Source organism: Achromobacter sp. CF-sbj1-Ac2-l, from assembly GCF_052698165.1.
Genome location: NZ_CP199855.1, coordinates 6,268,029 through 6,282,478, shown reverse-complemented (window position 1 = coordinate 6,282,478; position 14,450 = coordinate 6,268,029). Strand labels below are relative to the sequence as shown.

The 14,450-nt window shown below is 64.0% G+C and carries 12 protein-coding genes; 10 read left to right on the top strand and 2 right to left on the bottom strand.

Annotated elements, in window-relative coordinates; all coding sequences use genetic code 11:
• Positions 1–142: 142 nt before the first annotated feature.
• Positions 143–1,309 carry a pyridoxal phosphate-dependent aminotransferase gene (locus ACUDCK_RS28865; protein ID WP_144656230.1) on the bottom strand — a complete coding sequence of 389 codons (1,167 nt, stop codon included), beginning with the start codon at positions 1,307–1,309 and terminating at the stop codon, positions 143–145.
• A 115-nt stretch (positions 1,310–1,424) separates the two neighbouring features.
• Here ACUDCK_RS28865 and ACUDCK_RS28860 point away from each other — a divergent pair, with 115 nt between their 5' ends.
• The 8 genes from ACUDCK_RS28860 (at position 1,425) to ACUDCK_RS28825 (ending at position 11,593) form a co-directional block, all read left to right on the top strand.
• Positions 1,425–2,459 carry an AbrB family transcriptional regulator gene (locus tag ACUDCK_RS28860; protein ID WP_116791278.1) on the top strand — a complete coding sequence of 345 codons (1,035 nt, stop codon included), beginning with the start codon at positions 1,425–1,427 and terminating at the stop codon, positions 2,457–2,459.
• Between the two features lie 232 nt (positions 2,460–2,691).
• A complete protein-coding gene (locus ACUDCK_RS28855; protein ID WP_006389561.1) occupies positions 2,692–2,898 on the top strand; it encodes a cold-shock protein in 207 nt (68 codons plus the stop codon).
• A 2,505-nt stretch (positions 2,899–5,403) separates the two neighbouring features.
• A complete protein-coding gene (gene mnmG / locus ACUDCK_RS28850; RefSeq protein ID WP_054504517.1) occupies positions 5,404–7,323 on the top strand; it encodes a tRNA uridine-5-carboxymethylaminomethyl(34) synthesis enzyme MnmG in 1,920 nt (639 codons plus the stop codon).
• Positions 7,320–8,009: a 16S rRNA (guanine(527)-N(7))-methyltransferase RsmG gene (rsmG, locus tag ACUDCK_RS28845; protein ID WP_116791280.1), complete on the top strand. Its 690-nt coding sequence runs from the start codon at positions 7,320–7,322 to the stop codon at positions 8,007–8,009. Before mnmG ends, rsmG begins: the two co-directional genes overlap by 4 nt.
• Positions 8,006–8,806 carry a ParA family protein gene (locus tag ACUDCK_RS28840; protein ID WP_054504515.1) on the top strand — a complete coding sequence of 267 codons (801 nt, stop codon included), beginning with the start codon at positions 8,006–8,008 and terminating at the stop codon, positions 8,804–8,806. The genes rsmG and ACUDCK_RS28840 overlap by 4 nt, the downstream gene beginning before the upstream one ends.
• 12 nt (positions 8,807–8,818) lie before the next feature.
• Entirely contained in the window at positions 8,819–9,634 is an 816-nt protein-coding gene (locus tag ACUDCK_RS28835; RefSeq protein WP_054504514.1) for a GNAT family N-acetyltransferase, read from the top strand.
• Between the two features lie 44 nt (positions 9,635–9,678).
• A complete protein-coding gene (locus tag ACUDCK_RS28830; protein ID WP_175167887.1) occupies positions 9,679–10,596 on the top strand; it encodes a ParB/RepB/Spo0J family partition protein in 918 nt (305 codons plus the stop codon).
• The gene (locus ACUDCK_RS28825) at positions 10,589–11,593 is read left to right on the top strand and encodes an asparaginase (RefSeq protein WP_175143565.1); all 1,005 of its coding nucleotides are present in this window, start codon (positions 10,589–10,591) and stop codon (positions 11,591–11,593) included. The genes ACUDCK_RS28830 and ACUDCK_RS28825 overlap by 8 nt, the downstream gene beginning before the upstream one ends.
• 48 nt (positions 11,594–11,641) lie before the next feature.
• On the opposite strand, the gene ACUDCK_RS28820 is transcribed toward ACUDCK_RS28825, so the two are convergent.
• Positions 11,642–12,523, bottom strand: coding sequence for a LysR substrate-binding domain-containing protein (locus tag ACUDCK_RS28820; protein ID WP_064527406.1), 882 nt, complete (start codon positions 12,521–12,523; stop codon positions 11,642–11,644).
• A 122-nt stretch (positions 12,524–12,645) separates the two neighbouring features.
• On the opposite strand from ACUDCK_RS28820, the gene ACUDCK_RS28815 reads away from it, so the two are divergent.
• Both ACUDCK_RS28815 and metC read left to right on the top strand, forming a co-directional pair.
• On the top strand, positions 12,646–13,233 hold the full coding sequence (locus ACUDCK_RS28815; RefSeq protein WP_054504511.1) for a cysteine dioxygenase family protein: 588 nt from the start codon (positions 12,646–12,648) through the stop codon (positions 13,231–13,233).
• A 5-nt stretch (positions 13,234–13,238) separates the two neighbouring features.
• Positions 13,239–14,450 (top strand): cystathionine beta-lyase, encoded by a 1,212-nt coding sequence (gene metC, locus ACUDCK_RS28810; RefSeq protein ID WP_054504510.1) that lies wholly within the window; start codon positions 13,239–13,241, stop codon positions 14,448–14,450.

Below are 14,450 nucleotides of genomic sequence, written 5' to 3'. Positions count from 1 at the left end.
GGCCGCGCGGCGTCGGAGCGGGTCACGCCGGAGGTAGTTCAGGAGCGCCGCGGCGCTCCTTTTTTTCATCTCTACATTTGTGGTCGAGACAAAAGGAAAGCGCCCCAAGGGGGCGCTTCGTCTTGATGCGCGCGGCGCGTCTTCAGACCCGCGCCAGGCGCTCCAGCGCGGCATCGAGCGTGGCGTCTTTCTTGGCGAAGCAGAAGCGCACGATGCGATGGTTCGACTCAGCCGCGTCGGGCTTCTGGTAGAACGCCGAAACGGGAATCACCGTGACGCCGTGGCGCACCGTCAGGTCGCGCGCGAAGTCCGCCTCGTTCTGCCTGGAGATCTCGCTGTAGTCGGCCAGCAGGAAGAACGTGCCGGGGCTGGGCAGCGGCTTGAAACGTGTCTTGGCCAAGCCTTGCGACAGGCGGTCGCGCTTGGCCTGGTAGAACGCGGGCAGGTCCAGGTAGGGCTTGGGATCGCGCATGAATTCGGCCAGCGCGAACTGCATCGGCGATGGCACCGTGAACACCATGAACTGGTGCACTTTGCGCAGCTCGGCGCTGAGCTGGCGCGGCGCGCAGCAGTAGCCGATCTTCCAGCCGGTGGTGTGATAGGTCTTGCCGAACGACGAGATCACGAACGCATGTTCGGCCAGCAGTGGGCGGCGCGCGATGCTGGAATGAGGCTTGCCATCGAACACGATGTGTTCATAGACCTCGTCCGACACCAACAGCACGCCGGTGTCGCGCACGATGGCCTCGAGCGCATCGAGATCGCTGTCGTCCAGCACGGCCCCGGTGGGGTTGTGCGGGAAGTTCAGCATCAGCAGGCGGGTCTTGGACGTGATGGCGTCGCGTACGCGCTGCCAGTCGATGCGGTAGTAAGGATCCTCGGCGGTGGGGGCGCGCAGCGGCACCGGCACCGCGGTGCCGCCGGCCAGGCGGATGGCCGGCAGGTAGGAGTCGTAGCAGGGCTCGATGACGACGACTTCGTCGCCGCTGTTGACCGCGGCCAGCACGGTGGCCATCAGCGCCTCGGTGGCGCCGCTGGTGACGGTGATCTCGGTTTCCGGGTCGTAGGCGCGGCCATACAGGGCCTGGGTCTTGGCGGCGATGGCTTCGCGCAGCGGCGCCACGCCGGGCATGTAGGGGTATTGGTTATGGCCGTCGGCCATGGCCTTGCTGACCAGCGCGCACAGCGCGGGATCGGGATCGAAATCCGGAAAGCCCTGGCCCAGGTTGATGGCCTTGTGCTCAATGGCCAGGCGGCTCATGACGGTAAAGATGGTGGTGCCGACGTCGGGAAGTTTGGATCGGATCATGGTGGACGCGAAGTGGAACGCTGGGTGTGCAAGAGAGTTTTCGTAAGTATCCCACTAACTCATAATTCGGGTTTCTCATGAGCTTATAGGCGCGGGCGGTATCGTGGTTCAAAACATGTTGTGGAGGGTCCTCGGCGGCCTGGCGATCGCGTTGACCGGCGCCTTGCTGGCGCTGTGGATGCATTTGCCGTTGCCATGGATGCTGGGGGCCTTGCTGTTGACAGCGGCGGTGCGCATCGCGGGCGGCGGCACCGTATGCCCGCGGCCGGCGCGCAACGCCGGCCAATGGGTCATCGGCACGTCGCTAGGCCTGTATTTCACGCCGCAGGTGATCGGACACATAGGCAGCAATGCCGGCCCCATCATCGTCGGCATGCTGTTCGCGTTGGGGCTGGCGTTCATCGGCACCGCCATTTTGCGGCGCTACACCGATGCTGATTTCAAGACGGCGTGGTTTTCGTCGGCCATGGGCGGGGCCAGCGAAATGGCGAGCCTGGCGGAGCGACACGGCGCCCGCATCGACCGCGTGGCGACCGCGCATAGCGTGCGCGTGCTGCTGGTCGTGGTCACAGTGCCGTTCATTTTCCAGTGGTGGGGGGTGGCCGGTATCGACCCCACCGTGCCCGGGCCCAGGACCGTGCATGGCGCCGGCCTGGCCGCGCTGGTGGCGCTGACCTGCGTTGGCGGGCTGTGTTTCATGAAGCTGCGCCTGCCGAATCCATGGGTGCTGGGGCCGATGCTGGTGGCGATGATCCTGACGGCAAGTAGCATCGAGTTGTCCGCGTTGCCGGATTTCGTGCCCAAGATCGGACAGCTCTTCATCGGCTGGTCGCTGGGGGATCGTTATCGCCCGGATTTCTTCCGCGCGGCGCCGCGATTTATCGCAGCGGTGGCGGTGTTCACGGTCATCGCGTTGGCACTGGCGTTCGGCCTGGGGGCGTTATTGTCATTGTGGTCCGCGGCGCCGGTGCCGACGTTGATCCTGGGCACCACGCCGGGGGGCATCGCCGAGATGGCGATTACCGCCAAGGTGCTGCAGTTGGGCGTGCCGGTGGTGACCGCATTCCATGTCTCGCGGATGGTGTTCGTGGTGATCGTGACCGGTCCGATGTACGCGTTCCTGGCGCGGCGGCAGGCAAATTCCGCGTAGCGGTATTGGCGTTCCAGTCAGAAAAATACGACATTGGGGAAAACAACTATATGAGTCTGTAATGCGGGGTGGGTATGCTGGTTCCGCAGTTGATTCAAGCAGCGCGCGGACTTGTTCTGCCGCTTTTGCGGCAAGCGAGAACGCAGCAGCAACGCAGGTATCCCTACCGGTCGTTCAGTTCTCACGGCGTCCTTGATTCATTGCATTTCGTTAATTACAGGACGCTAGGAAAATGGCTCAGAAGGGCAAAGTCAAGTGGTTCAACGCTGACAAGGGTTACGGTTTCATTACGCCGGATGCCGGTGGCACCGATGTTTTCGCACACTTTTCCGCCATCCAGGGCCGCGGCTATCGCAGCCTGAACGAAGGGCAGGAAGTCGAATTCGAAGTCAAGGATGGTCCGAAAGGACCTCAAGCGGCCGAAATTCGCCCGCTCTAAATCGGGAAATCCCAATTTCCCGTCCGCCAGGCCTGGCCTGGCTGCAACGCCCCAGAACCTCGCGGTCTGGGGCGTTGTTTCATTTGCGGCAGCCGTGTCCGCAGCCTGCTCATACCGTGATGTTAGTGGTTACTAACATATCCTCGAGCGTTGGATAAGTTTGTGGATAATTATTCCCGGGCATGTGCATTGCGCTGCGCAGTAATGAAGCACACCGCCTTTTCGCGCCGTAGTTTTGCACAATTCCTGGAAAGATCTGTCGAGGCGGAAGGGCGATTTTCCCATTGGCTGCGCCGCTGCGCCGGACCGGGCGGGCGTCGAGGGAAATAGTGCATTTCCCTAGGAAAAGCGGGCATTTACGGCTTTTTTTGCCTGTCTCGCGGCATGGCATTCGTCGTTGCCAGGCCATCAGTGATGCCCGCCACGACCCTTTTTTTGTCCATCCGCGCCGCGGTTGTGCACAAAGATATCCCCATCCGGGTTATGCACAGAATGACACCTCGAATAGCCAAAAGGTGGGGGTTCAGCCTGTGGATAGAAATGGGGATAGTGGATCAAAAATCGTCTTCCACGATTGGCCGGTGGCCTGCTGCCGTCCGGTTTTGCATCGCGACCCCGTACTTGTGGATTTCATGTGAAGGAAAATTCAGGCGGAAATTTTCGCCAATGAGTTTTCCACAGTTAGCGCCCAGATTGGCCATTGCGGGAACACGTGTCAGCCGAAAGGATGATGGCGCGAAACTCCGCGGACGGGCAAGATGATTGTGCGATCGAGCGTCCTGCATGAGTTGCGCACCGCCCGCCGATGCGGTCCAGCGGCGTGGGATAAATATGTGAATAAGATGCTGGCGCCAGCTTAAGGCGCGGTTGGACTTTTGACCGGGTGTGAAGTTCCCCGTGAAGTCGAAGGCGATATCTCAACTGCGCGGCCGGAGCGGGACCAACTTGTTTTCCGCAGCGGGGGCCTATTTTGGCAACGCTTATCGCGCCGATAGCGGCGGCTTATCCACAATCTTTTCCACTGCTGTTTTCCCGTCTCGCCGTATCGTCCCGGGTATACCTGCAGGCCGGATCGCAGACGTTGCAGGCATGGCAATTTTGCGCTTGTAGCCAGGTTTTCCGCCGGGTGGCGCGTTGCGAATTTGTGCGCTTTCCGCAATCTGGGTAATTCTCCTTCGATCGCTTCAGGTCCGCGTTGTCGACTTCTTGCTGTGGCGCATCTTCGAGTTATCCCCAAAGTTGTTCCACGTGAAACCAAGGTCCCGGGAGCATTCCTGGCTGTGGATGGGTTTGTGCACAACGCGCCGGCGGCGTTGCGTCGGTTTTCCGGTTTAGCCCAAGAATCCACTCACGCCATTTCCGGACGATGTGCTTCGGCGCGTCGGCTTGTGGCATTGTCGTTCGGCTGTTGAAGAAGCGAACGGTGCCGGGCGTCCGCTCCCGGTGTGGCGGATTTGTCATAGGGCCTTGGTGTTTCAGATGAATGACGAGAGACATTCAAGATGAATGACCGCGAATGCGATGGTGAAGATTGTGAGATTCGGGGCGCCCACGTTGGACGGACTGGACTTGCTGTTCCACGTGAAACACTAGAAAAGATGATTTTTTAGGGGTAGGGGTGGGATAGGGGAAGATAAAACGCTTTTTTTCTTTAGATGCCCGACTGCCCGATCACTAAGCGAGGAACCGTTGTTCCTGCATTATTTGTTTGGCTTGTAGGGACGCTGGAGCCATGAAGCGCCCGGGCTCGTCGCATTGTCAATGCGACAGGCGCTCAGGGGTCGATGTGCTTTTCTCTATGTTCCACGTGGAACAACTATTCAGTGGTGATCGACTAGCGGATTGCCGCCCCAACTCCAACCGCAAGGTGCGGCATGTTTCACGTGAAACATCAAACGCAGGCATCTGCAATTGATGAGGAATATTTATCGGCTGGCAGTACGGCTTGGGTGGATCCGTGGTGAATGGCCCCATGTACGGCGATGTTCCACGTGAAACATCGGTGTCCAGTATCGGTGAAACGGGTTGGCCGATACGTCTGGGTTATCGATATATTGACGGTGGCCAGGTCGGAATCGATGTGGAGGTCGATCCGGAAAACTCCTTCTATCGCTGGATCCACTACATGTTCCACGTGAAACATCGGCCGGCCATAACGCGAGGCGTAGAGGAGGGGAGTCGCTGGCGGGGAAGGCCGATCTCTGCCTCATGCCGCGATGCCAGCGATGAACAGTATTGGACACTCCGTTGTCCTCCGCAGCACCCCATGTTTCACGTGAAACATCGCCTCGTTTCACGGCGGGCACAAGATGTTCCCATGGAGCCTCACCGCTCTAACAGCGGCAGATGCCGACATATTCAAACGCCGATCGACGGTTTCTCGTTGTCAATCTGCACACGAGTAGCAGTGTTACTGCCTCCATTGCTGCAGCGAACCATGTTTCACGTGAAACATGCACCCCCTGCCTCTATAATGAGCACCGAACGCTCTCTTATCTCCCCATCATGGATTATCCCCGCGAATTCGATGTCATCGTCGTCGGTGGCGGCCACGCCGGTACCGAAGCGGCGCTGGCTGCGGCACGCACCGGTGCCCAGACGCTGCTGCTGACTCACAACATCGAGACCCTAGGCCAAATGTCCTGCAATCCCTCCATCGGCGGGATTGGCAAGGGTCATCTCGTCAAAGAAGTCGACGCCCTCGGCGGCGCCATGGCGCTGGCGACGGACGAGGCGGGGATTCAATTCCGTATCCTGAATGGCTCCAAGGGGCCGGCCGTGCGCGCTACCCGCGCGCAGGCGGACCGGGTGCTGTACCGCAAGGCCATCCGGGGCCGCCTGGAAAACCAGCCCAATCTCTGGTTGTTCCAGCAAGCCGTGGAAGACCTGATGGTGGAGGGCGACCGCGTGGTCGGCGCCGTTACCCAGGTCGGCCTGAAGTTCCGGGCGAAGACGGTGGTCCTGACCGCCGGCACGTTCCTGAATGGCCTGATCCACGTGGGACTGCAGAACTATTCGGGCGGCCGCGCTGGTGACCCCCCGGCAATTTCCCTGGGACAACGCCTCAAGGAACTGCAACTGCCGCAAGGCCGCTTGAAGACCGGCACGCCGCCGCGCATCGACGGTCGCAGCATCAACTACAGCATCCTGGAAGAGCAGCCGGGCGACCTGGATCCGATCCCTGTGTTTTCTTACATGGGTAACGTGGCCATGCACCCGCGGCAACTGCCGTGCTGGATCACTCATACCAATGCCCGGACCCACGACATCATCCGCGGCGGCCTGGACCGCTCGCCGATGTATAGCGGCGTCATCGAAGGCGTCGGCCCGCGCTACTGCCCGTCGATCGAAGACAAGATCCACCGCTTCGCCGACAAGGAATCGCACCAGGTTTTCCTGGAACCCGAAGGGCTGGACACGCACGAGGTCTATCCGAACGGCGTCTCCACCAGCCTGCCGTTCGATGTGCAGTTGGACCTGATCCATTCCTTGCCCGGCCTGGAGAACGCGCACATCCTGCGCCCCGGCTACGCCATCGAATACGACTACTTCGATCCACGTGGATTGAAGAGCACGCTGGAAACCAAGGCAATTGCTGGCCTGTATTTCGCGGGCCAGATCAATGGCACCACCGGCTACGAAGAAGCCGCCGCCCAAGGCCTGCTGGCTGGCGTCAACGCCGCCCTGTCCGCACTGGATCGCGAGCAGTGGACGCCGCGCCGCGACGAGGCCTATCTCGGCGTGCTGGTAGACGATCTGGTCACGCGCGGCGTGACCGAGCCCTATCGCATGTTCACCTCGCGTGCGGAATATCGCTTGAGCCTGCGCGAAGACAACGCCGACCTGCGCCTGACCGAAATCGGGCGCCAGCTCGGCATCGTCGACGATGTCCGCTGGGACGCATTCAACCGCAAGCGCGACGCCGTCGCCGCCGAAGTCGAACGCCTGAAGTCGTCGTGGGTCAATCCCCGCGTGCTGCCGCAGGAAGTGGCGGAACCGCTGCTGGGCAAGGCAATTGAACGTGAGTACTCACTAGCAGACCTGCTGAAAAGGCCCAACGTTTCCTATGAAGCGCTGATGACCGCCCGGAATGTCGACGGCACGCTGCTGGCCGGCCCGGGGGTGGTTGAGGACGAAGTCCTGGCCGAGCAGGTCGAGATCCAGGTGAAGTACGCCGGCTACATCGCCCGCCAGCAGGACGAAGTACAGAAGCAGATCGCGCACGAACAACAGCCCATTCCGGCCGACGTCGACTACGACGCCGTGACCAGCCTGTCGTTCGAAGTGCGCCAGAAACTCAAGACGCATCGCCCCGAGACCATCGGCCAGGCCGGCCGTATTTCGGGCGTGACGCCGGCGGCGATCTCGCTGCTGCTGATTCACCTGAAGCGCCTGCACTACGGCTCGCGCAAGCAAGCCGCATGAGCGCCCATCCCCACCCGGCCGGCGCGGACATGGCCGGCCGCCTCGCGCATGCCTTCGAGCAGCTCGGACTGCAGGCGGACGCCGCGGCGTCCGCCAAGCTGCTCGACTACCTGGCGCAGATGCAGCGCTGGAACCGGACCTACAACCTGACCGCCATTCGCGATCCGCAGCAGATGCTGGTGCAGCACCTGTTCGACAGCCTCGCTGCCGTGGGACCGTTCAGCGACATCCTGGGCGCGCCCGGCACGCCGGCCAAGGTCTACGATGTCGGCTCGGGCGGCGGGCTGCCGGGTGTCGTCCTGGCGGTAATGCGGCCCGAATGGTCGGTGACCTGCATCGACGCCGTTGAAAAGAAAACCGCATTCGTCCGGCAGATGAGCGGCGCGCTGGCGCTGCCGAACCTGCAGGCGCGCCACGCGCGCATCGAAACGCTGGAACCCGCCGGCTGCAACATTGTGACGTCGCGCGCCTTCGCATCCTTGGAGGATTTTGCGATGCTCGCGGGCAGACATGTGGGCAACGGTGGTACCCTCGTCGCCATGAAGGGCAAGGTCCCGGATGATGAGATCCAGGCGCTGCACGCGCGTGGGGAATGGCAAGTCGACCATATTCAGCCGCTCCGGGTGCCGGAGCTGCAAGCAGAACGCTGCCTGATCTGGATGCGCCGCAGTCAAGGAACCCTATGAAGAACTTACCCCCCAGCTCGACCGCCCGCGTTTTCTGCATCGCCAACCAGAAGGGCGGTGTCGGCAAGACGACCACCGCCATCAACCTGGCGGCCGGGCTGGCCACGCACAAGCAACGTGTGCTGCTGGTGGACCTGGACCCGCAGGGCAACGCCACCATGGGCAGCGGCATCGACAAGAATTCGCTCGAGTCGAATCTGTACCAGGTGTTGATCGGCGAAGCCACCATCGAGCAGGCGCGCGTGCGCTCGGAATCGGGCGGCTACGACGTGCTGCCCGCCAACCGCGAGCTGTCCGGCGCCGAGATCGACCTGGTGCAGATGGATGAACGCGAGCGCCAGCTCAAGGCCGCCATCGACACCGTCGCCAGCCAGTACGACTTCGTCCTGATCGACTGCCCGCCGACGCTGTCGCTGCTGACGCTGAACGGCCTGGCCGCGGCGCATGGCGTCATCATCCCGATGCAATGCGAGTACTTCGCGCTCGAAGGCCTGTCGGATCTGGTCAACACCATCAAGCGCGTGCATCGCAACATCAACGACGACCTGCGGGTCATCGGCCTGCTGCGCGTGATGTTCGATCCGCGCATGACGCTGCAACAACAGGTGTCGGCGCAGCTCGAATCGCACTTCGGCGACAAGGTCTTCAAGACCGTGGTGCCGCGCAACGTGCGCCTGGCCGAAGCGCCCAGCTACGGTATGCCCGGGGTGGTGTACGACCGTGCCTCGCGTGGCGCGCAGGCGTACATCTCTTTTGGCGCCGAGATGATCGAGCGCGTCCGCGAACTCAACAAATAAGCTGTCCGCATCATGTCCGCCGTCATCCGCCTGTCCCCGGACGCCACCCACACGCCGCCTGCCGACGTGCGGGACGGGCTGCGCGTGCGGCTGGAAGAGGCCGCGCTCAACGCCACGGCAGTGCGCGCGCAGGTGCTCTACGATGGCTGGCTGGTGCGCTTTGCGCCGTCGTCCGCCAAACGGGTACGCAGCATCAATGTGCTGGGGTTATCCACACGTCCGCTCGATGAGCGGCTGGCGTATTGTTCAACGTTGTACGCGCGTCATGGCCTGCCCATGGTGGTGCGCCTGACCTCCATCGGCCCCGATTTCGCCCTGGATGCCGAACTGGCGTCGCGGGGCTTCCTCCTTACCGAAGAGACCCGAGTCATGAGCATGCCGCTCGCCCCCAGGCTGGCCGCCCGGGGCGATCTGCTTTTCAGGACAGTGGACGCCACCCGTTTCGCGGCGGCGGTCGGACGCATGCGCGATTCCCGGCCAGAGCACATCGCCGAGCATCAGGCGCGCCTGGAAGGACTGGCTGTGGATATCTTGCCGGTGCTGGCGTTCGACGCCGCCGGCGCATGCGTGGCGGGGGGCATGGCCGTGCGGGATGGCGACCTCGCGGGACTGTTCGATATCGTGACGGACCCCGCGCAGCGGCGCAAGGGACATGCCGCGATGTTGGTTGAGCATCTGCTGGCCGCATGCGTCGAAGACGGCGCCACCACGGCCTATCTGCAGGTGGAGCCGCAAAACACCGCCGCGCGCGCTTTGTATGGCCGCTACGGTTTCAAAGACTGTTACGCGTATTGGTACCGCCTGCCCGCCGAGCAGGCGGCCGCCTGAGCCCGGCTCGGGATACCAAGAACAGAAGGAAAGAGGATTTAACTATGGCCACCAAGAAACCCAAGGGATTGGGTCGCGGACTTGACGCTTTGCTGGGCGCCGACGCGCCTGCCATCGACAATATCGGCAAGGCCCCGGCCAAGCCCGAGGGTCTGCCGTCCACCTTGCCTGTTTCGAAGATGCGGGCCGGCAAGTACCAGCCGCGAACCCGCATGGACGAGGGCGCGTTGGGCGAGCTGGCCGAGTCGATTCGCACACAAGGCATCATGCAACCCATTCTTGTGCGCGCGCTGAGCGATGCGCCCGGCCACTACGAGATCATCGCGGGCGAACGCCGGTTCCGCGCCGCGCAACTGGCCGGCCTCAAGGAAGTGCCGGTGCTGGTGCGCGATGTCGCCGACGAGAACGCGGCCGTCATGGCGCTGATTGAGAACATCCAGCGCGAAGACCTCAATCCGCTCGAAGAGGCGCATGGCGTGCGCCGCCTGCTGGACGAATTCGGCCTGACCCACGAGCAGGCCGCCCAGGCCATCGGCCGCTCGCGTTCGGCCACCAGCAACCTGCTGCGCCTGTTGAACCTGGCTTCCGCGGTGCAGACCATGCTGCTGGCCGGCGATGTCGACATGGGCCATGCGCGCGCGCTGCTGGCGGTCGACGCGGCCACGCAGATCCAACTGGCCAACCAGATCATCGCGCGTCGCCTGTCGGTGCGCGAAGCCGAAAAGCTGGTCGCAAAGACCGCCAAGGAAGCCGAGAGCGCCGCCTCGCCCAAGAAAAAGGCCAACGGCGCGTCGCGCGACCTGACGCGCCTGGAAGAAGCGCTGTCCGACCATCTGGGCACGCGCGTGGCGCTCAAGGTCGGCGCCAAGGAAAAAGGCCAGATCGTCATCGACTTCCATGGCTGGGAACACCTGAATTCGCTGCTGGAACGGCAAGGCCTGTCGGGAGTCGTCGATGCCTGAGCAGGCATTGCCCGTCGTCGCAGTCCTGGCCACCGGCGGCACCATCGCCGGCGCGCAGGCCGATGCCACCTCCGCCGGCTACAAGGCGGGATCCTTCTCGGTGGGCGACCTGCTGGCCGCCGTGCCGCAACTGTCCACGCTGGCCGATATCCGCGCCGAACAGGTCGCCAATGTCGGCAGCCAGAACATGACGCACGACGTCTGGCGCGCGCTGGCGCTCCGTGTCGATGCGCTGTGCGCCGATCCGTCGGTGGCCGGCATCGTCATTACGCACGGCACCGATACGCTTGAAGAGACTGCGTACTTCCTCAGCCTGGTGATCCGGCACGACAAGCCGGTGGTGCTGGTGGGCGCGATGCGTCCGGCGACCGCCCTGGGCGCCGAAGGCCCGGCGAACCTGTACAACGCCGTCGCGTTGGCGCGCCATCCCGATGCCCGCGGTCGCGGTCCGCTGGTCGTCATGAACGAGGACGTGCACTACGCCCGCGAACTGCAAAAAATCGCCAGCGCCGGCATCAACGCCTTCGCCTCGCCCAACCGCGGCCGCGCCGGCGTCATGCACGGCGGCACGCCGTGCTTCTATTCGCGCAACACCACCACGCACAGCACGCAAAGCGAGTTTTCACTTGCATTGTTGGAAAAGGCAGGCTGGCCGCGCGTGGACATCGTTTATGCGCACGCCGACCTGCAGGGCGACGTCATCGATTTCGTCGCGCGCCAGGCCGACGGCATCGTGCTGGCGGGCGTGGGCGACGGCAACGCCACCGATCTGGCTATCGAAGCCCTGACCCGCGCCGCCGCCAACGGCGTCGCGGTGGCGCGATCCAGTCGCACCGGCAGCGGTTTCGTCGCGCGCGACGTCGAACTGGATGACGCGGCGCTGGGGTTCGTCGCCGCCGGCGACTTGAATCCGCAGAAGGCCCGCGTGCTGCTGATGCTGGCGTTATGCGTCACGCGTGAGCCCGCGGCGTTGCAGCGCTGCTTCGATCGCTACTGAGCGACGCCTGCGGCGGCGCGCGGCGGGCCATTGCGTTGACCGCCGCTGTCAGGGATTGGGTGGCGCGTCGGCGCCATGCGCCAATCCCAGGCTGGTGCGCAGCATGTCGTAGACTTGCCGCGTCAGCGGATTGATCAGGTCGCGCCTTATCCACAGGAAGTACGTCACGTCCGGCAACGGCGGCAGGCCTTCCTTTTCGCCCAGCACCCGCATCTCCGGCGCCAGCAGTTCGACGCTGCGCGCCGTCACGCCCAGGCCGGCCCGCAACGCGGCCTTGATGCCGACCAGGTTGGGCGCCACGTAGTTGGTGTGCCAACGCACCTGCGCCTGCTCCAGCGCGGTCAATGCCAGGCGGCGAAAGATGCTGGGCTCGTCGGCCAGCACCAGCGGCACCGGCGCGCTGACGTCATGCACATAGTCGGCCGAGGCCAGCCATACCGTGGGCGAGGTGCGCAGCGCCACGCCCTCGAATTCCTGGTCGAAGCGGGTCGAGATGGTCAGGTCCAGTTCGCCGGCGCGCAACGCGTCCATCAGGAACGGGCTCCGATCGGTGCGGATCTCCAGTTTCACGCGCGGAGCCGACCGCGCGATATGGGTCAGCAGGGTCGGCAGAATGGTGTCGGCCACGTCCAGCGGCGCGCCCAGCCGCAGGTCGCCTTCCAGCGGCGCATCCTGCAGCGCGCGCAGCGCTTCATCGTTGATGGCCAGCATGTGGCGCGCGTATTCGACCAGGCGCCGTCCATGTGTGGACAGCGCCTTGTTGCGCCCCTGTTTCTCGAACAGCGGCAAACCGATGGCCGCTTCCAGCCGCTGCATCTGCTGCGTCACCGCCGATTGGGTCTTGTGCAGCCGGTTGGCCGCTTCGGAAAATGTTTCGTAACGCGCGATCGCGGTCAGCGTGCGTAGCAGGTCCAGATCGAGATTGCGCATGGGGGCGGTGGGTCTAAAGTATTAGCAGTGCTTATGGAATATTAAGGCAATTTAAATTGTTGGCGCCCCGGCGCGGCGATACAGTGACCGTAATAACTCATGAAAAACGAGGGAAAGTCACTGTGAGCACCACGCACCCCCAGCAACAGGGCATCGATAGCGCCATCGGAAATATTAAAAATACTTTAGGAAATAAGGGCCTGAACCGCGACAGCCTGAAGGCCGTGCTGGACGAGCTGATCGGCCTGGCCAGCCACACCGACTGGTGGGCCCAGGACCGCTATCCGGCGCCGGAAGAGGGCGAGCGCCAGGCGCGCTACCTGATCGGCGAAGACGCCGACAAGAGCTACGCGCTCTACCTGAACGTGATGCGCCCCGGCAAGCAGATCGTGCCGCACAACCACACCACCTGGGCCTGTATCGCCGCCGTGGAAGGCGTGGAATACAACTACGTCTACGACCGCACCGACGACGGGTCGGTGCCGGGCGTGGGCCGCCTGGAAAAGACCGGCACCGTGGTGGTGGGACCCGGCAGCGGCATCGCGCTGATGCCCGATGACATCCACGCCGTGGAGATCCAGGGCGACAGCGTCATCCGCCACCTGCACATGTATGGCCGCGCCCTGGAGACGCTGACCGAACGACTCGCTTTCGACCTGGCGGCAGGCACCTGCAAGGTCATGCCGATCGGCGTGCAGACCCGCCGCTGAACATCATGAACAAGCCCCTGCGGCCCGCGACGCGCCTGCTGCGCGCCGGGCGTCCCCATGCCGGCTGGGTCAATACCCCGGTCACGCGCGCCAGCACCTATGTGTTCGACAGCGTCGCGGCCTGGCGTGACACCCGCGCGCGCCGCGAACAGGAACGCCTGCCGTCATACGGCGCGCGCGGCACCGACAGCACGCACGCGCTGGAAGACGCGCTGGTCGAGCTGGAGCAGGGTCATCGCGCCCAGCTCTATCCGACGGGCCAGGCCGCGATCGCCGTCGTGCTGCTGGCCTATCTGCGCGCCGGCGACCATGTGCTGGTGACCGACGCGGTCTATGAGCCGGTGCGCCGCTTCTGCGCCGAGCACCTGGCGCGGCTGGGCATCGAATTCACCTTCTATCGGCCGGACGGCGCCGGCCTGGCGCAGTTGCTGCGTCCCAACACGCGCATGATCTATGCCGAGTCGCCCGGCTCGCTGACCTACGAGATGCCGGACCTGCGGCAACTGGCCGAGTTGGCGCGGCGCCACGATTGCTGGCTGGCTGTGGATAACACCTGGGCCTCGGGATTGCTGTGCCAGCCGCTGGCGCTGGGCGCGGATATCTCGATCCTCGCCGCCACCAAATACCTGGGCGGCCATGCCGACGTGATGATGGGGGCGGTGGTGACCAATGCCCGCGCCTGGCGCGCGTTGGAACGCGCCAGCATCGACTTCGGCCAGACCGTCGGCGCCGACGACGCCTTCCTGGTGCTGCGCGGCATGCGCTCGCTGCCGCTGCGCATGGCGCAGCACGCCCGCAGCGCCCTGCGCGTGGCCCAGTGGCTGCAGGGCAGGGCGGAAGTGGCGCGCGTGCTGTGCCCGGCCTTGCCCGACGATCCCGCGCATGCGGTCTGGCGGCGCGAATGCTCGGGCGCCAACGGCCTGCTGACGCTTGAGTTCGCCGCCGGCATCACCGACGCCGACATGGAACGCGCCATCGACGCGCTACGCCTGTTCGGCATCGGCGCTTCCTGGGGCGGCTTCGAAAGCCTGGTGATTCCCGTCAATCTGTCCAAAGCGCGTTCCCTGCCCGTCGCCCCGCACGGCGCCATGCTGCGCCTGCATATCGGTCTGGAGGAGCCGGACGACCTGATCGCCGACCTCGACCAGGCATTCGGCCAATTGCGGCCCGGCCTGCAGACCCAGAACGCCCCTTCCTCCGATTCCCTGCGGATTTAA

Bases quoted from the DNA above. Each gene is read 5' to 3' on its own strand.
- metC (WP_054504510.1), top strand. From the start codon at position 13,239: ATGAACAAGCCCCTGCGGCCCGCGACGCGCCTGCTGCGCGCCGGGCGT.
- ACUDCK_RS28855 (WP_006389561.1), top strand. From the start codon at position 2,692: ATGGCTCAGAAGGGCAAAGTCAAGTGGTTCAACGCTGACAAGGGTTAC.
- ACUDCK_RS28830 (WP_175167887.1), top strand. From the start codon at position 9,679: ATGGCCACCAAGAAACCCAAGGGATTGGGTCGCGGACTTGACGCTTTG.
- ACUDCK_RS28865 (WP_144656230.1), bottom strand. From the start codon at position 1,309: ATGATCCGATCCAAACTTCCCGACGTCGGCACCACCATCTTTACCGTC.
- ACUDCK_RS28835 (WP_054504514.1), top strand. From the start codon at position 8,819: ATGTCCGCCGTCATCCGCCTGTCCCCGGACGCCACCCACACGCCGCCT.
- rsmG (WP_116791280.1), top strand. From the start codon at position 7,320: ATGAGCGCCCATCCCCACCCGGCCGGCGCGGACATGGCCGGCCGCCTC.
- mnmG (WP_054504517.1), top strand. From the start codon at position 5,404: ATGGATTATCCCCGCGAATTCGATGTCATCGTCGTCGGTGGCGGCCAC.
- ACUDCK_RS28820 (WP_064527406.1), bottom strand. From the start codon at position 12,523: ATGCGCAATCTCGATCTGGACCTGCTACGCACGCTGACCGCGATCGCG.
- ACUDCK_RS28860 (WP_116791278.1), top strand. From the start codon at position 1,425: ATGTTGTGGAGGGTCCTCGGCGGCCTGGCGATCGCGTTGACCGGCGCC.
- ACUDCK_RS28825 (WP_175143565.1), top strand. From the start codon at position 10,589: ATGCCTGAGCAGGCATTGCCCGTCGTCGCAGTCCTGGCCACCGGCGGC.
- ACUDCK_RS28840 (WP_054504515.1), top strand. From the start codon at position 8,006: ATGAAGAACTTACCCCCCAGCTCGACCGCCCGCGTTTTCTGCATCGCC.